Source organism: Microbacterium sp. P2_F9, from assembly GCF_056403635.1.
Map to the genome: position 1 here is coordinate 1 of NZ_JBFUFC010000082.1, position 16538 is coordinate 16538.

At 71.5% G+C, this 16538-nt stretch carries 17 protein-coding genes; 5 read left to right on the top strand and 12 right to left on the bottom strand.

Going from position 1 to position 16538, the window contains the following annotated elements:
* The 5 genes from AC1DVT_RS10390 to AC1DVT_RS10410 all read right to left on the bottom strand — a co-directional run.
* Nucleotides 1-765 (bottom strand): DUF885 family protein (locus AC1DVT_RS10390; protein ID WP_477388723.1); only part of this gene is annotated, 765 nt, incomplete at its 3' end.
* Nucleotides 766-964: 199 nt separating this feature from the next.
* Complete coding sequence (locus AC1DVT_RS10395; RefSeq protein WP_477388725.1) at nucleotides 965-1786, bottom strand: ABC transporter permease; 822 nt, start codon at nucleotides 1784-1786, stop codon at nucleotides 965-967.
* Nucleotides 1783-2817 (bottom strand): ABC transporter ATP-binding protein, encoded by a 1035-nt coding sequence (locus tag AC1DVT_RS10400; RefSeq protein WP_477388727.1) that lies wholly within the window; start codon nucleotides 2815-2817, stop codon nucleotides 1783-1785. The genes AC1DVT_RS10395 and AC1DVT_RS10400 overlap by 4 nt, the downstream gene beginning before the upstream one ends.
* A gap of 57 nt (nucleotides 2818-2874) precedes the next feature.
* The gene (locus AC1DVT_RS10405; RefSeq protein ID WP_477388729.1) at nucleotides 2875-3759 is read right to left on the bottom strand and encodes a permease prefix domain 1-containing protein; all 885 of its coding nucleotides are present in this window, start codon (nucleotides 3757-3759) and stop codon (nucleotides 2875-2877) included.
* Nucleotides 3756-4121 carry a PadR family transcriptional regulator gene (locus AC1DVT_RS10410; RefSeq protein WP_477388731.1) on the bottom strand — a complete coding sequence of 122 codons (366 nt, stop codon included), beginning with the start codon at nucleotides 4119-4121 and terminating at the stop codon, nucleotides 3756-3758. Before AC1DVT_RS10410 ends, AC1DVT_RS10405 begins: the two co-directional genes overlap by 4 nt.
* An 81-nt stretch (nucleotides 4122-4202) precedes the next feature.
* Between AC1DVT_RS10410 and AC1DVT_RS10415 the strand changes: the two genes are divergently transcribed.
* Entirely contained in the window at nucleotides 4203-4961 is a 759-nt protein-coding gene (locus tag AC1DVT_RS10415; protein ID WP_477388733.1) for a class I SAM-dependent methyltransferase, read from the top strand.
* A 6-nt stretch (nucleotides 4962-4967) separates the two neighbouring features.
* Here the strand turns inward: AC1DVT_RS10415 and AC1DVT_RS10420 are convergent, their stop codons facing one another.
* From AC1DVT_RS10420 to AC1DVT_RS10430, 3 genes are read right to left on the bottom strand one after another with little or no spacing between them, the layout of a single operon-like run.
* Complete coding sequence (locus tag AC1DVT_RS10420; RefSeq protein ID WP_477388735.1) at nucleotides 4968-5831, bottom strand: polyphosphate kinase 2 family protein; 864 nt, start codon at nucleotides 5829-5831, stop codon at nucleotides 4968-4970.
* A 38-nt stretch (nucleotides 5832-5869) separates the two neighbouring features.
* Entirely contained in the window at nucleotides 5870-7729 is a 1860-nt protein-coding gene (gene menD, locus AC1DVT_RS10425) for a 2-succinyl-5-enolpyruvyl-6-hydroxy-3-cyclohexene-1-carboxylic-acid synthase (protein WP_477388737.1), read from the bottom strand.
* A 2-nt stretch (nucleotides 7730-7731) separates the two neighbouring features.
* Entirely contained in the window at nucleotides 7732-8196 is a 465-nt protein-coding gene (locus AC1DVT_RS10430) for a PLD nuclease N-terminal domain-containing protein (RefSeq protein ID WP_477388738.1), read from the bottom strand.
* 121 nt (nucleotides 8197-8317) lie between these two features.
* Here AC1DVT_RS10430 and AC1DVT_RS10435 point away from each other — a divergent pair, with 121 nt between their 5' ends.
* A complete protein-coding gene (locus AC1DVT_RS10435; protein ID WP_477388740.1) occupies nucleotides 8318-8599 on the top strand; it encodes a DUF4229 domain-containing protein in 282 nt (93 codons plus the stop codon).
* Nucleotides 8600-8602: 3 nt separating this feature from the next.
* Here AC1DVT_RS10435 and AC1DVT_RS10440 read toward each other — a convergent pair whose 3' ends face one another.
* Nucleotides 8603-9583 carry a 1,4-dihydroxy-2-naphthoate polyprenyltransferase gene (locus tag AC1DVT_RS10440; protein ID WP_477388742.1) on the bottom strand — a complete coding sequence of 327 codons (981 nt, stop codon included), beginning with the start codon at nucleotides 9581-9583 and terminating at the stop codon, nucleotides 8603-8605.
* An 81-nt stretch (nucleotides 9584-9664) separates the two neighbouring features.
* Here AC1DVT_RS10440 and AC1DVT_RS10445 point away from each other — a divergent pair, with 81 nt between their 5' ends.
* Nucleotides 9665-10048 (top strand): VOC family protein, encoded by a 384-nt coding sequence (locus tag AC1DVT_RS10445; protein ID WP_477388744.1) that lies wholly within the window; start codon nucleotides 9665-9667, stop codon nucleotides 10046-10048.
* Nucleotides 10049-10058: 10 nt separating this feature from the next.
* On the opposite strand, the gene AC1DVT_RS10450 is transcribed toward AC1DVT_RS10445, so the two are convergent.
* Nucleotides 10059-11213 (bottom strand): AMP-binding protein, encoded by a 1155-nt coding sequence (locus AC1DVT_RS10450; RefSeq protein WP_477388746.1) that lies wholly within the window; start codon nucleotides 11211-11213, stop codon nucleotides 10059-10061.
* 7 nt (nucleotides 11214-11220) lie between these two features.
* On the bottom strand, nucleotides 11221-12138 hold the full coding sequence (locus tag AC1DVT_RS10455; RefSeq protein ID WP_477388748.1) for a 1,4-dihydroxy-2-naphthoyl-CoA synthase: 918 nt from the start codon (nucleotides 12136-12138) through the stop codon (nucleotides 11221-11223).
* A 76-nt stretch (nucleotides 12139-12214) separates the two neighbouring features.
* Between AC1DVT_RS10455 and AC1DVT_RS10460 the strand changes: the two genes are divergently transcribed.
* The gene (locus AC1DVT_RS10460) at nucleotides 12215-12748 is read left to right on the top strand and encodes a hypothetical protein (RefSeq protein WP_457099016.1); all 534 of its coding nucleotides are present in this window, start codon (nucleotides 12215-12217) and stop codon (nucleotides 12746-12748) included.
* 4 nt (nucleotides 12749-12752) lie between these two features.
* Complete coding sequence (locus tag AC1DVT_RS10465; protein ID WP_477388750.1) at nucleotides 12753-15599, top strand: ATP-binding cassette domain-containing protein; 2847 nt, start codon at nucleotides 12753-12755, stop codon at nucleotides 15597-15599.
* 15 nt (nucleotides 15600-15614) lie between these two features.
* On the opposite strand, the gene AC1DVT_RS10470 is transcribed toward AC1DVT_RS10465, so the two are convergent.
* Nucleotides 15615-16538, bottom strand: a 924-nt coding sequence (locus tag AC1DVT_RS10470) for a vitamin B12 dependent-methionine synthase activation domain-containing protein (RefSeq protein ID WP_477388752.1), incomplete at its 5' end; no start/stop codon positions are given.

The following is a 16538-nucleotide window of genomic DNA, read 5'->3' on the forward strand; positions in this document are numbered from 1 at the left end:
CCCATAGGCATAGGTCTCGGCGAGGTCGACCCGGGCGCCGAGCATCGCGGCGGCGAGGTCCTGGTAGACCTCCTCGCCCACGCCGTCGACCTCGGTGGCGACGGGGCGGAGCTCGTCGCGGAGCAGGAGCACGAGTTCGTGCAGCGCGACGTTGATCTCGTCGGCCGCTGCCCGCACGCGGGGCGTTGCCGCGGCATCCGTCCCCTCGGCGATGGGGACCGAGCCGAACCAGTCCAGCGCAATCCACGACTCGACCTGTGCGGCGAGGGTGTCGAGCTGGCGAACGGGGGCGATGCCCGTGCCGGTGAACCGGTCCGCGTGATCGCGGGCCCAGCGCAGCGACCCGGCGTACTGCCGCACCGCGGCGGGCGCCGCCTCGAGGCGGCGCAGGAGCGCCTCTCCCGCGGCATCCGGAGTCACGGTCAGTCCCTCGATCGCGTAGCGGACGAGGTGCACCGGCGTCGCGAGACCGGCGACGAGTCGAGGCGTGAAGCCGGTGTCGAACAGCAGGCGCTCGCGCTCCAGTCGCTCGCGCAGGGCGGCGCGCAGCACCGGGTCGCCCGCATCCGGGGAGAGTGCGTCGAGCGCGGCGATCGTCTCGCCCTGCAGCTCGTACTTGCGCTGCAGCCACTCCAGGCCCAGATCGGGGAGGTCCGGCGCCGCGTCCGACCCGATCGCCTGCGCCGCATCGGGCTCGTGGCGGGCGAGTTCGGCGACATAGGCGTCGACGACGGCGTGGACGGGATCGGACTGACGAAGGCTCACCGATCAAGCCTACGCACGGGAGCGACGGATGCCGCGGCCCCGGTCTCGCGCTGTCCAAAGCGCCATCCGCTGCCGCTTCAGCAGCGCGGCGATTGCTCGCGCTGTCGAAACCGCCATCCGCTGCCGTTGCTTTCGGGCGCGAGAGGCGGTTTCGACAGCGTGAGACGGGGTAGACCTTGCGTGAGGTCGCCGCGCTGGGTCAGATCGAGCGCTGGTACGCCCGGATCGAGCGCACCGCCCAGACGAAGGCGAGTGCCGCGAGCAGCGCGAGGCCGCCGGCCTGCCACCACCCGTGCTCGGGATACACCCCGCTCAGGCCGCCGCGCCCGAGCTCGACGGCCCACGTCATCGGGTTCCAGCGCGACACGCTCTGCACCCACTCCGGCATGAGGTCGGCGGGCATCATCGTTGTCGACAGGAAGGTCGCGGGCAGCACGATGAGCTGCGACAGGCTGATCAGCGCGATCTGGCTGCGCGCACGCAGGGCGACCGCGGTCGAGGCGCAGCAGAAGATCGTCGCGAGGAGCGTCGCGATGCCGAGGGCCACCAGCATCCCGCCGACGCCGCCCGGGTAGCGGGCGGAGGCCAGCCAGCCGATCCCGAGCACGACGACGGACTGGACGACATTGATGATCAGCTGCTGCGCGAGCTGCCCCGAGATGATCGCGGTGCGCGAGATCGGCGAGGTGAGGTACTGGTCCATGACGCCGGAGTTGATGTCGTCGATGTAGCCCGTGCCCGCCCACGCGCCGGAGTAGAGCACCGTCATCATCAGGATGCCGGGCACGAGGTAGTCGATGTAGCCCGCGCCGCCGAACTGCGGCAGCGCGCCGAGCGACGAGAACACCGACCCGAACAGCAGGATCCAGATGACCGGCTGCACGAGCGACATGATCGGGCCCCAGGCCTGGCGCCAGGTGGAGAGCAGCCAGCGGCGCAGCACCTGACCGGTCTGGGTGAACCAGCCCGCACGGCGGGGGACGGCGGCGACCACGGGGCCGCCGAGGGTGAGAGTGGTCATGCTGCTGCTCCTGTCTGGGTTGCCTCGACGCCGGTCCCCGAGCCTGTCGAGGGGTCGCCGATCGTGTGTCCGACGAAGTGCAGGTACACATCGTCGAGGGTGGGATGGGATGCCGCGACCTGACCGAACCGGATGCCCGCGGCATCCAGCGCGGCGATGACAGCGCCGACCGCCGCGGAGGCATCGTCCGTGCGGGCGGCCAGGACGCCTTCGACCCCGGAGACCTCCACGACGATGTCGCGCAGATCCGCGACCCCGGCCACGGCCCGTCGCACAGCATCGGGATCCGGTTCGATGAGGCTCACCCGCAGCGAGTCGCCATGCAGCGCGGCCTTCAGCTCGGCAGGCGTGCCCTGCACGACGGCCCGCCCCTCGTCGACGAGCAGGATCTCGTGGGCGAGCCGATCGGCCTCTTCGAGGTAGTGCGTGGTCAGCACTACCGTGAGCGCCTCTTCGCCGGACAGCCGGCGGATCTCCGCCCACATCGTGGCGCGCGCCTCGGGGTCGAGACCCGTCGTGGGCTCGTCGAGGAACAGCACCTGCGGGCGGTGCACGAGCGCGGCCGCGACATCCAGCCGCCGCMGCATGCCGCCGGAGAACGTGCTGACGGGGCGTCGGGATGTCTCGGCCAGGCCGAACTCGTCGAGCAGCCGGCGCGCGCGCGACCGGGCGTCGGCGGCGCCCATGCCCCGCAGGCGGGCGGCGATCTCGAGGTTCTCGACCGCGGTGAGGAGCGGATCGGTGCTCGAGCCCTGGGACACATAGCCGATGGCCGCGCGCACAGCGTCGGCCTCGCGGGCGACATCGTGACCGGCGACCCGCGCCGTGCCGCCGGTGGGCCGCGAGAGGGTGGTGAGGATCTTGGTGGTGGTGGACTTGCCGGCCCCGTTCGGGCCGAGGAGGCCGAAGACGCGACCGGGCGGAACGGTGAAGCTCAGTCCGTCGAGGGCACGGACGGCGGGGCGCCGTCCCCGGCCCGGATAGACCTTGACGAGGTTCTCGGCGACGATCGCCTGGGTGTTTTCAGGCATGGCGAAGCATCCCTTCCTTCTGATGGGTTGTGTGAGAGGAGTGGGCCGGCGGACCGGCTACGACTTCTTGGCGCCGAACATCATGCGGGCGAGCACCAGCATCATGACGGCGAAGCCGCCGACGAAGGCGAGCAGCGCCCACCACCAGCCGACCGTGAAGACCAGCGCGATCATGACGGCGAAGGTGAGGATCCAGATGACCGCCGTGTAGATCCCGAACCGGGCTGCGGTCTCGGGCTCCTCCTCGAAGCGGTTGGGCGGCATCTGGGCGTCGCGCTGCGCGGCGACGACCCACGCCTTGTGCCGGTTGGTCTGCGTCGCTCCGAGGAACGAGAACAGGACGATGCCCAGCACGCCCGCGACCGCGGCCAGGACGACGACCCACATCGCGAGGATGCCGGTGAGGATGAGCCCGGTCAGCCCGAGCCCGACCACGACGAGACTCGTCGCCAGGCCGAAGCCGGCGGCGCGCCTGCTCGGCATGGGATGGTCTGATGTCGTCTCCTGCGAGAGCGACGACCCCACGATCCAGCCTGCGGCGGCGGCGCCGAGCACCAGGACGGCGATCGTGCCGGCGACCGGGAGGGTCAGCACGGCCGTCGCGGCGAGTGCGACCACGATGAGCGACGCCACAGTGACGACCGACGCGACGACGACCCCGACCACGAATCCAGGTTTCGGGCGCACGTGGTGGCGCAGCTGCACCATCGCGTACGACTCCTTCTGCGCGGGAGCGGTGGATCCGTCCAGCAGCTCGTGCACGTCGCCGAGCTCCGCGATCGCCTGGCGCGCGGCATCCGCTGCCGACAGACCGGCGGCCTCGAGCTCGTCGGTGCGCGCGACGAGGTTGGCGCGCACCTCTTCCTTCAGGTCCTGTGCGTCGGGCGTCATCTCGATGCCGGCGAACGCCTCGTCGAGGAGACGATGGATGTCGGAGTTCATTGCTGTTCCTTCAGGTCGGTGCCCTTGAGATCCAAGAGAGAGTCGATGATGCGTCGCGTGGCGACCCATGCCGTCACCTTGCCGCGGTAGATCGCGCGGCCGGCGTCGGTGATGCGGTAGTACTTGCGGCGGCCGCCCTGCGTCTCGTCGCCCCAGTAGGACTCGACGAGTCCGTCCTTCTCGAGCCGGCGGTAGGTGGCGTACAGGGTCGCCTCCTTGATCTCGTGATCACCGCCGGTCGCGTCGCGGATGGCTTTGTAGATCTCGAAGCCGTACTGGTCGCCGTGACGCAGGACGCCGAGCACGATCGTGTCGGTGTGTCCCCGCAGCAGATCCGCTGCGAATGCGTCTTCCTGTGTCATGACAAGTACTGTATCACATCAAGTACTTGCTGACACAGTGATCTCTAACGACTCAAACCCGGCGAGCGTAGACTCGCTGCCATGTCGTTCGATGTGGCCGCCGAGGCCTACGACAGCTTCATGGGGCGGTACTCCCGTCCGCTCGCCGCGCTGTTCGTCGAGAGCGCGCGCCTCCCCCGCGAGGGCCGCGCGCTGGACGTCGGCTGCGGGCCCGGCGCCCTCACCGCTGAGCTCGCCGCACGCTACGGCGAGGCCGAAGTGGCCGGTGTCGATCCGTCCGCGAGCTTCGTCGCCGCGGCGGCCGCCCGCCACCCGTGGGCCGACATCCGCCACGGCGTCGCCGAGCACCTGCCCTTCGACGACGACATCTTCGTCGCGACGCTCGCCGAACTCGTCGTGCATTTCATGACGGATGCCGCGGCAGGCGCCCGCGAGATGGTCCGCGTCACGCGACCCGGCGGCGTCGTCGCCGCCTGCGTCTGGGACTTCGCCGGTGGCCGCGCCCCGCAGAGCCTGTTCTTCGCGGCCCTCGGATCCGTCGTGACGGGCATCGACGACGAGTCCCACAAGGTGGGCGCCCGCCACGGCGACCTGGGTGCGCTCCTCCGTGCCGCCGGCTGCGGGGCCGTCGAGGAGGGCGAGCTCACCGTGGAGGTGCGGTACGCCGGATTCGAGGAGTGGTGGACGCCCTACACGCTCGGCGTCTCGCCCGCCGGGGCACAGCTGGCGGCGCTGCCCGACCTGGAACGCGACGCCGTACGAGCCCGCTGCGCCGAACTGCTGCCGGACGGTCCGTTCACGGTGACCGCGACCGCCTGGACCGCACGCGGCGAGGTCTGAGCCGGATCAGGTGGCGGCGAGGCGGGCCTTCTCGGCGGCGATGTCGTAGGTGGCCACCGGCCACTGCGGGTCGATCTGCTCGAGGGTCTCGAGCAGCAGCGCCTGCACCGCAAGCCGCGCGAACCACTTCCGGTTCGCGGGGATCACGTGCCAGGGCGCGTAGTCGGTCGAGGTGCGATCGAACACGACCTGGAAGGCGTCCATGTACTTCGGCCACCGCGCGCGCTCGTCGACATCACCCGGGTTGTACTTCCAGTGCTTGTCCGGTCGATCGAGCCGCTCCGCGAGCCGCTCCCGCTGCTCCTCGGGTGAGATGTGCAGCATGACCTTCACGACGCGGGTGCCGGCATCCGTCAATCGCTTCTCGAAGTCGTTGATGGCCCCGTAGCGCCGTTCGATCTCCTCCGGCGGCGCGAACTCGCGCACCTTGCCGATCAGCACGTCCTCGTAATGCGAGCGGTCGAACACGCCGATGAACCCGGGCTCGGGCACGCGCTTCTCGACCCGCCAGAGGAAGTCGTGCGCGAGCTCCTCCTTGGTCGGCTTCTTGAACGCGGTGAGCGAGATGCCCTGCGGGTCGACCGAGCCGACGACGTGACGGATGATGCCGCCTTTGCCCGCTGAGTCCATCGCCTGCAGCACCAGGAGGACTCTGGCGTCGGTCTGCCCGGAGCGGCTCTCGGCGAAGAGGCGCTCCTGCAGCTCGTCGAGCTCTTCGACGCCCGATGCGAGGTCCTTGGCGCCGTGCTTCTTGCCGCCTGTGAACCCCGGCGTCGACTCAGGGTCGACGTCCCTGAGGCGGAATCCCGCCCCCACGCGCAGCAGCTGTGCGGGGTCGCCGGTCCAATGCTTCTGGCTTTTCGCAGTCATGGGCCCATCTTGCCCCTGCCGGCCCCCGCGCGTGCGGATCAGCGCGGCAGCGGAACCTCGATGAGCTGCCTTCCGCCGACCGGCGAGGTCAGCGCCTGATCGAGGGCGCTGCGGGTGGTGACACGCCGGTACTCCCACCCGTAGGCGAGCGCGAGCTGCTCGAGTCCCACGGTGTGCGGCGTGTAGAGCACGCGGTCCATCGCGTCGCGGCCCGCGACACCGGCGACTTCGAGGCCGTCGAAGATCGTGCCGCCGCCGTCGTTGCCGACGATGACCTGAAGGCGCGGCTCGCGCTCCGCGGGGGCGAGCAGCAGGGCGCCGACGTCGTGCAGGAACGCGAGGTCGCCGAGCACGACGCGCGTCACCCCGGGTCGCCCCCCAGCCTGGCTGGCCAGCGCGATGCCCATCGCCGTCGCGACCGTGCCGTCGATGCCGGCGAGACCGCGGTTCGCGTGCACGGGCACCTTCTTGCCGCCCAGCACCGCATCGGCGACCCGGACCAGCCGGGACGAGCCGAACACGAGCCGATCGTGCGGCCACGTGGCCCGCCACACGGCGTCGACCAGCCCGGCGCGGTCGAGGGGTGCCCGGATGGCGCCGAGTTCGGCGGCGATGGCGCCGAGGCGCTCCCCCGGCACGGCGGACGACAGCCCGTCGGCATCGGGGGCGGGCGGCGAGAGATCTACGGATGCCGCGCGCGAGGCGCGCAGCCAGTCACCCAGCCACTCGCTGTCGACTTCCCCGGGGGCCACCGCCAGAGCATCGAGGGGCACCGTGGCGTCGTTGAGGTTGAGCGGCTCCCCCGGGCCGCGGACCGCGAAGACCGCGATGTCGGGATCGGACAGCAGTGCCGCCACCTCGCGGCTGAGCGTGGGATGCCCCAGCACGATGGCGCGCTCGATGCGCCCGCCGAGGTCGGGATCCGCCAGCAGTTCGCGATAGCCGTGCACGAGGTTGCGGCCGAACCGAGCGCCGCTGACGATCTCAGCGATGAGGGGCCAGCCCCCCTCGTGTGCGAGCAGCTCCGCGTCGGGGCCGGCATCGGCGCCCGCGATGACGATGGTGCGCGGTCCGCGTTCGATGACGTGGGGCCGGTCCTCCGGCTCGATCGGCACATCGGATTCGCCGATGCCTCCGCCGCCCTGGTAGAGGGCGCCGAACACCTCTTCCTCGGCCTCATCCTCGACCGGCGCGGCATCCGGGTCGGGGTCGGCCTCGACGATGAGCTCGACCTCGGCGGCGCTGAGCCAGACGGGGAGATCTCCGGCGAGCGGCTCGCGGAACGGCAGGTTGAGGTGCACCGGACCCGGCGAACGGGTTCCCGCGCCGAGCGCCGCGGCGACGGCGTCGCCGGCGATGGCGCGGAGCATGGCGCTCTGCTCGGAATCGCCGTCGGGGTCGGTCAGCTCCGGAACGGGGACGTCGGCTTCGAATCGCACGTTCGGCGCGAACATCCCAGGCTGCCGAGTGGTCTGGTTCGCACCGACGCCACGCAGCTCGGGCGGGCGGTCCGCGGTCAGCAGCAGCAGCGGGACGCCCGCGTGGTGGGCCTCCAGTGCCGCCGGCAGCAGGTTGGCCGCCGCAGTGCCGGACGTGCAGACGACGGCCGCCGGCATCCCGTCCTCACGTCCGATGCCCAGGGCCGTGAAGCCGGCCACCCGCTCGTCGATCCGCACGTGCACCGACACGGCGCCGCGTGCCTCGAGCTCGGCGGCGACGAGCGCGAGGGACTGAGAGCGCGATCCGGGGCTGAGCACGATGTGGCGAACGCCGTGCTCGAGGAGCGCGGCGATGAGCGCGGCAGCCGCATCGGTCGCGGGCGCCGGAGTGGCCCGCGGATCGTCGCGCGGCTCGTTCGTCTCGGGGACGGCGTTTTCGCCGTCCGCTTCTGGGTCCATGCTCAGCCGACGGCTCCGCGCTGGCCGCGGCCGTCGTCGTCGGCATCGGGTGCCGCCCCACGCACCGGCGGATCGGCGGGGGCGCCGGTCTCGGTGGGGGCCGCCGACGTCTTCGGGGCGCTCGCGTCCGGGGTCTGCCACTTCGGGTCGTCATCCTCGGCGTCGAGCTGCGCGAGCTCCTCTTCGAGCCGACGGATGCGCTCGTCCTGATCGCTCATGGTGCCGATCCGGCCGAGGAACTCGATGTCGTCGTCGGGCGCGGAGCGGGTCGGAAGGGCGCTGGCGCGCACGCGGCCGACCACGAACCAGAGGATGCCGCCGAGCACCGGCAGCAGGATCACGATGAGGATCCACACTGGCTTGCTGACGCCGCGGTGGCGATACGAAGGCTGGGCGGCGCAGTCGACGATGGTGAAGACCCAGAACGCCGTCAGCACCAGGGCCAAGATAAGCAGCACCCTCGTCACAATCCCCATCCTAGGCGTGCTGCGCCTGGTCTGGCCGGGTCGTGACCGAACCGTCGCCCGCAGGTATGCCCCCGACGACCCGTGAACTATGCGCTGGCCGAACCGAACGTACGATGAACAGGTGAAAGTCCGCTCCGCGCTCGTCTACACCGTCCTGCGGCTGCTCGCCTTCCTGGTCCCGTTCGCGATCCTCATGCTGTTCCCGATCTTCCGCGAGCTGTACTGGCTCGCCGCCATCTTCGCCGCGCTGATCGGGCTCAGCCTTTCGCTGCTGTTCCTGCGCCGCCCGCTTACCAGTGCGACCGAGGGACTGCAGGAACGCCCGCGCAAGGCCCGGAAGACGCCGAGCGACGAGGACGTCGAGGATGCCGCCGCCGACGCGGCGGACGGCTCGACGCGCTGAGCGTCAGCCGACGAAGGCCCAGAACAGGAACCCGCCGTACGCCAGTGAGGTGGCCGAAGTGAGCGCCAGGGCGATGACGAGCTCCTTCGGCAGCCGGTAGGTCCACACGATGAGGATGGCGGGCAGCGCCGCGAGCAGGGCGAGCAGCGTCAGCCAGGCGATCGGGTAGAACACCGCCAGGAAGCAGGCGATCGCGAAGGCGACGAGCACGAAGGCCGTGAAGAGCCACTTCGTCGCTTTGCGGCCGATCAGCACGGTCAGCGTGCGCTTGCCGGCGATGCGGTCCTGGTCGATGTCGCGCAGGTTGTTGGCCAGCAGCACCGCGCAGGCGAGCAGTCCAGCGCCCACTCCGCCGAACCACGCCTCCTGCGGGATCGCGAGCACCTGCGCCCAGGCGGTGCCCACGGTGGCGACGAGCCCGAAGAAGACGAAGACGAACAGCTCACCGAGCCCGTAATAGCCGTAGGGCCGCTTGCCGCCGGTGTAGAACCAGGCGGCGACGATGCACAGGGCGCCGACCAGCAGCAGCCACCACTGCTGGGTGCGGATGACGACCGCGAGACCGGCGAGCGCCGCGATCGCAAAGAACGACAGCGCGACGATCAGGACCGTGCGGGGCTTCGCCTTGCGCGATGCGGTCAGCCGGGCGGGCCCGACCCGGTGGTCGTCGRTGCCGCGGACGCCGTCGCTGTAGTCGTTCGCGTAATTCACGCCGATCTGCAGGCTCATCGACACGACGAGGCAGGCCAGCGCGAGCACCCAGTGGAGCTGCTGGTCGACGAGGTGCGCGGCGCCCGTGCCGATCAGGATCGGGGTGACCGCGAGCGGCAGCGTGCGCAGCCGCGCAGCGCCGATCCAGTCCCCCGCTGTCGCGTTCTGCACCCGCACCGGGCTGCCCGACTCACGCACCTTCTGCGGATTTCCCCGCGACGGCTGCTTCTTCGGACCGGACGTGCTGCGCTTCTTGCTGGGGGTGCCTGCCACGAGGTGAAATCCTAGATCCCCGAGACAGCTCTTGCCGCCACCCCCTGGCCGTGGCATCCGTTCCCGCGCGAAAATGTCGGCATGCTGAGCATCGGAACGATCGTGCTGACCGTGGAGGACATCGATCGTGCGGGCGAGTTCTGGCGCGCGGCCCTCGGCTACGTCAATCGCGCCGAGCCCTCCGATGACTGGGTGATCCTGGATCCGCCCTACAAGAAGCATTGGGACGCGCCGGGTGCGAGCATCGCGCTGTCGGTGACCGGCTACCCGCAGCACTACCCGCCGCGCATCCATCTCGATCTCTACGCCACCGACCAGTCCGGGGAGATCTCCCGACTGCTCGCCCTCGGCGCGCGGGAGGTCGACTGGGACGACTACCCCGAGGACGCCGACTGGATCGTGCTCGAAGACACCGAGGGCAACCGGTTCTGCGTCGTCGACACCGGCCCGGCCGACGCGGCCTGAGACCGACGAGCTAGCGGAGGGCGCCGATCGCGCGGCGGATCGCTTCGCGGTCGGGCTTGCCCGAGGGCAGCGTGGYGAGCTCGTCCACGAGCACGAGCCGGGTCGGTCGGGCATGCGGCCCGATCTCGGCGGCGACGGCGTCGCGCGCCTCCTCGAGCTGCACGGATTCGCTGCGGCGGAGGGCCTCGCCACGAGAGGCGACGACGACGGATGCCTCGCCCCAGCGGTCGTCGGGCACGCCGACGACCACGGCGGAGGCGAGCCCGGGCACCCCGCGGACGATGCGCTCCACGCGGTCCAGTGAGATGTTCACCCCACCCGAGACGATGACATTGTCGATGCGCCCGCGGACGCGCAGGATGCCGTCCTCCCAGAGCCCGGCGTCGCCGGTGCGGTACCACCGGGTGCCGTCGGCATCGCGGCGGAACGCGGCATCCGTCGCCGCCGGCTCACCGAGATACCCGTCGGCGAGCGTCGGGCCGGCCACCTGCACCTCGCCGTCTTGGATGCGGAGCGAGACGCCGTCGAGGGGCGCCCCGTCGTAGACGCAGCCGCCGCTCGTCTCGGTCGAGCCGTAGGTGCGGATGATCCGTGCTCCCGCGGCCTGCGCGCGCTCGAGGATGACGGGAGGCAGCGCCTGCCCGCCGACGAGGATCGTCTCGAAGGAGCGCAGCGCTGTGGCGACGGAGCTGTCGTGCTCGGCGGCGTCGAGCAGCCGCGCGAGCTGCGCCGGCACCAGCGACGTGTAGGTCGGCACTCGCCGGCCGCCGTCGCTGGAGACCATGAGGTTCGCGGTGGCGGCGAACGCGGTCGGCGTGAAGGAACCGGAGAGGATCGCGGGCTCGCGGCCCGAGACGATGGCCCGGACGAGCACCTGCATGCCGGCGACGTAGCTCGCCGGGAGGGCGAGGAGCCAGGCTCCTTCGCCGATGCGCGCAGCCGTCGCCAGGGCGCTGGCGGTGAGCGCGTCCCGGCTGAGGACCACGCTCTTCGGCACGCCGGTCGAGCCCGAGGTCGTTACGACGACCGCCGTGCCCGGCCGCACCTCGGCAGGCAGGTCGCTCACCATCCCGAGCCCGAGGGCGGGGCCGGCGCCGTGGATCGCCGAACGCAGGGCCCGCATGATGTCGCGGGGGTCGTCTCCGATGACGGGTTGGAGCTTCATTTCCTGCCTAGTACTGCCATGGGTAGGGCGCCCAGTCCGGGTCGCGCTTCTCGAGGAAGGAGTCGCGGCCCTCGACGGCCTCGTCGGTGCCGTAGGCGAGCCGGGTGGCCTCACCCGCGAAGACCTGCTGGCCGACGAGGCCGTCGTCGACGGCGTTGAAGGCGAATTTGAGCATGCGGATCGCGGTGGGCGACTTCGTCAGGATCGTCCGCGCCATCGCGATCGCCTCGCGCTCGAGCTCGGCGTGCGGGACGACCCGGTTGACGGCGCCCATCTCGAAGGCGCGCTGCGCGGAGTACTCCTCGGCGAGGAAGAACACCTCGCGCGCGAACTTCTGCCCGATCTGCCGGGCGAAGTACGCCGAGCCGTAGCCTGCGTCGAACGAGCCCACGTCGGCGTCGGTCTGCTTGAACCTGCCGTGCTCGGCGGACGCGATCGACAGGTCGCACACGACGTGCAGGGAGTGCCCGCCGCCGGCCGCCCAGCCGGGGATCACGGCGATGACCACCTTGGGCATGAACCGGATGAGCCGCTGCACCTCGAGGATGTGCAGGCGGCCGAGCGCCGCGGCACCGGTCCCTGAGCTTGTCGAAGGGCCCGCATCGGACTCGGAGTACTTGTAGCCGTCGCGGCCGCGGATGCGCTGGTCGCCGCCGGAGCAGAACGCCCAGCCGCCGTCCTTCGCGCTCGGGCCGTTCCCGGTGAGCAGCACGACCCCGATGCGGGGATTCTGCCGGGCATCGTCGAGTGCCCGATAGAGCTCGTCGACGGTGTGCGGACGGAACGCGTTGCGCACCTCGGGGCGGTGGAACGCGATGCGGGCGATGCGGCCGTCCTTCGACACGTGAGCGGTGATGTCGGTGTAGGAATCGGCGCCGGATGCCGGCACCCACTCGTCTTCGTCGAAGAGATCGGAAACGGTCACCTGGTCAGCCTACGGCCGGTCGCGGTCGGACGTCATGCGGCCGCAGGCGGCGGATCGGGGGCCGTAGCCTGGAACGGTGACTTCGACTCTTCGCACACTGACCGCCACGGCGGCCGTGGCCCTGCTCCTGTCCCTGGCCGCGTGCTCGTCCTCTCCCGCGTCCGACACGGCTGCGCCGTCGGCCTCGGCATCCGCCGACGGAAGCTGCGCCGGCGTCACCGTCGTCGTCGACGCGAGCGCCTTCGATGAGGCGGACGACATCTCCCAGTCGCAGTGCATCGAGACGGACGAGGCGATCGCCGCGAGCGACGCACTCGCCGAGGCGGGGGTCACGACCGAGGGCACCACCGAGTACGGCGACCAGGTGGTGTGCCGCGTCGACGGCCTGCCCGCCGAGGACGTCGCGCTCACCGCGGAGGACGGCTCGGAGTACTTCGAGACCTGCGAGTCGATGCCCGCCGGCTTCGCGTACTGGTCGCTGTGGGTGCAGCCCGAGGAGGGCGAGTGGGCGTACGCGACCGAGGGCCTGTCCACCCTTCAGCTCGAGCCGGGCGAAAGCGTGGCGCTGCTGTTCACGCTGAACGGCGAACCGGCCGCGCCGACTTCCTAGCCCCATGACCGTGCGACTCGAACCCCTGCGCGCCGCGGCGGCGCTCGCGGCGGGGTTCGTGGTCGTCCGGGTCCTGTACCGGGTGCTGTTCCACGGCGCCGACGGGTCCGGCGCGGTGCTGCTCGACCTCCCCGAGGTGCCGCTGCCTGCACCGTTCGCGCACGTCGTGCTGCTCGGGCCGGTCACGACGGGTGGGCTGTGGGATGCCGCGGCGAGCGCACTCCCGATCGCCATCACGATCCTCGTGTTCGGCCTGATCAACGCCGTGGTGGATCTGCCCCGCGTGATCGCGCGCGGCGCGCGTCGCGGTCCGCTCCGCGGCGTCGCGCGCACCCTGGCGGTGGCGTGGGCGACCCTGCCCGCGCTGGCCGACGCGGTGCGCGCCGTGCGGTTCGCACAGCGACTGCGCGGCGAGCGGGGCGGTGTGCGGCTGCTGGCTCCGGTGCTGAGCAGGACGCTCGCCCGGGCGAGCGCGGTCGCTGCGGCCCTCGAACTGCGCGGGCTCGCCGGGCGGCCCGTCGAGGGCGACTGCCTCGCACCCGTCGAGGTGCGAGGCGCCGTGCTCCGCCATCGAGGTGCCGCCGAGGGCGCGGTCCGTGTGCCCGACCTGCTGCTCGAGCCTGGCACGCTCACCGTCCTGGCCGGACCCACGGGGGCCGGCAAGTCGACGCTGCTCCGGGCCCTCGCGGGCCTGCACACCCACGTCGACGGCGGCGGCATCGACGGCATCGTGCGGGTGGTCGGGCATGACCGCACGGCCGTACCCCCGCGCAACACCGCACAGCTGGTGGGTGTGGTGCTGCAGCATCCGCGTGAGGCGTTCGCGACCGACCGCGTGCGCGACGAACTCGGACTCGCGCTCGAGCTTCGAGGCGTCGCCGCCCCGATCGTGCACGCGCGCGTCACCGACGTCGGCGAGCGCAGCGGCATCACCGACCTCCTCGACCGCCCGCTGCGTGGGCTGTCGGCCGGTGAGGCGACGAAGGCCGCCATCGCCGCGGCGATCGTCCAGCACCCGATCCTGCTGCTCGTCGACGAACCGCTCGCCGACCTCGACGCCGACTCCCGTCGCGAGATCGTCGAGCTGCTCAGGGCGCTCGCGCACGACGCCGGCGTGTGCGTGGTCGTCGCCGAGCACCGCGTCACTGAGCTCGACGCGATCGCCGACCGGCGGATCGAGCTCGGCAGCGCACCCTTCGTCGACGAGAGCGTCCCACCGCGCGCGACGGCACATCCCGACCGTGCGACGTCCGCTGCGGGAGGACTCCGGGTCGATCGGCTCGATGTGCGCCGCGGCTCGCATCTGGCGGTCGCGGGGGCCACGTTCTGCGTCGGGTCGGGTGAGATCGCGGCACTCGTGGGACCGAACGGGGCCGGCAAGTCGAGCCTGCTCGCCGCGATCGCGATCCCGGATGCCGCGGCCGCTGTCACCGTCGGCGGCCGGCCCGCACGCGGGTCCGCCTCCAAGCACGACCGACGCGCCGGCGGGGTCGCCCTCGTCCCCGACCTGTCCGACGACCTGTTCATCTGCGACACCGTGCGAGCGGAGTGCGCCCACGCCGACCGGCGCGCGGGAGAGCCGCGCGGCACGACGCTGACGAGGTGGGCGGGCTTCCTTGGCAAGGCTGCCGACGACCCGGAGGTCGCGGCGCAGGCGGCGCGGCATCCGCTCGATCTCTCCGTCGGCCAACGCCGATGCCTTGCCATCGCGCTGCAGCTCGCAGMGGCACCGCGTGTGCTGCTCGTCGACGAGCCCACACGAGGGCTGGATGCGGCGGCTCGCGCTCTCGTCGCCGCGACGCTCCACGACGTCGCGTCGGCGGGTGCGGCCGTGCTCATCGCGACGCACGACCCCGACTTCGCCCACGCGGTCGCTTCGTTCCTCCTTCCGATGGAGGCCGGGAAGGTGGCGCCCGCACGCGTGCCGGTCGGCGCTCGACCATCGGCCGTCGAGCGGGGTGCGCAGGGCGAAACACCTCAGCCCGCCGCGGCGCGTTTCGTCTCGCTTCGCTCGCTCAACGACCCTTCTCCGGTAAGCGACGGCTCTTCGCTCCCGCGCCCCGCGGCGCGTTTCGTCTCGGTTCGCTCGCTCCACGACTGGGGTCGGGCGCGGATGATMGCCGTCGCCGCGGCGAACCTCGTCGCCTTCGCCGCGTTCGCCTGGCCGCTCGTCGTCTACGCGGTGCCCGCGCAGGCACAGGCGGCGGTGCCGGCGGCGGCATTCGCGCTCGCACCGCTCGCGGCCGTCGTCATCTTCGGCGCCCTCGACGGCACCGTGCGCACCGCGCATACCCTCGCTCTGCTCGGCACACTCGCCGCCATCGGCGCAGCCATCCGGATCGTGGGCACCGGTGTCGGCGGGGTCGAAGCGGTGTTCGTCCTGCTGATCCTGGCCGGGCGCGCGTTCGGTGCGCGGTTCGGCCTGCTGCTCGGCCTGTTCGCGATCCTGCTGTCGTCGGTCTTCACGGGTGGGATCGGCCCGTGGACGCCGTTCCAGATGTTCGCCTGCGCGTGGGTGGGCGCGGGTGCGGGTCTCCTCCCCCGCCGGGTGACGGGCACCCCCGAGGTCGTCATGCTCTGCGTGTACGGCGTGGTCGCCTCCTATACGTTCGGGCTCATCATGAACCTGTGGTTCTGGCCCTTCGCGGTCGGTTCCGGCACGGAGATCTCCTACGTCGCGGGCGCACCGATCGGCGAGAACCTGGCGAGCTTCCTCTTGTACTCGCTCGTGACGTCGACCGTCACGTGGGACACGCTGCGCGCGATCGTCAGCGTCGTCGGGATCGTCGTCGTCGGGCGGGCGATGCTCACCTCGCTGCGGCGGGCGAAGGCCGTCACACCGGCCGTGTGACGCGGCCCTCTCCGCTCAGACCGAGAAGTACTTCGCTTCGGGGTGGTGGAAGACGAACGCGTCGGTCGACTGCTCGGGGTGCAGCTGCAGCTCTTCGCTGAGCTCGACGCCCATCCGCTCCGGGCGCAGCAGCTCGACGACCTTCCTTCGGTCCTCCATGTCGGGGCACGCGGGGTAGCCCAGCGAGAAGCGGGCGCCGCGGTACTCGAGCTTGAAGTGACCCGCGATGTCGTCGGGATCTTCCTCGGCATGGCCGAGCTCCGACCGGATGCGCGCGTGCCAGAACTCGGCGAGCGCCTCGGTCAGCTGCATCACGAGGCCGTTCAGCTCGTAATAGTCGCGGTACTTGTCTTCGGCGAACAGCTTCGCCGTCACGGCGTCGATGCGCGAGCCGGCTGTCACCAGCTGCACCGCCATCACGTCGATCTGGCCCGACTCGCGGGACCGCACGAAGTCCGCGAGGCAGAGGTGCCGGTCGCGGCGCTGCCGAGGGAAGTGGAACCGCAGTCTGTCCGTACCCAGCGCGCCGCCCGAGCCGCCGTCGGGGGCGAGCAGACCAGCCGCCCCGAGGAGGCCGGACGCGTCGTCGCCATGGTGCAGGACGACGATATCGTCGCCTTCCGAGACCACCGGGAAGTACCCGTACGCGACCGAGGCGTCGAGCATGCCTTCCGCGAGGATGCGGTCGAGCCAGTAGCGCAGCCGCGGTCGTCCCTCGGTGTCGAGGAGCTGCTCGTAGGAGAGCCCGCCTTCGCCGCGGCCGGGCTTGAGCCCCCACTGCCCCATGAAGGTGGCGCGCTCGTCGAGGAACGCGGCGTAGTCGTGCAGCGCGATGCCCCGCGAAATGCGGGTGCCCCAGAACGGCGGCACCGGCACCGGGTTGTCAGAGACGACATCGGACCGCGCGGGCATCGCCTCGGGCTCGGTCAGGGTGAGCTT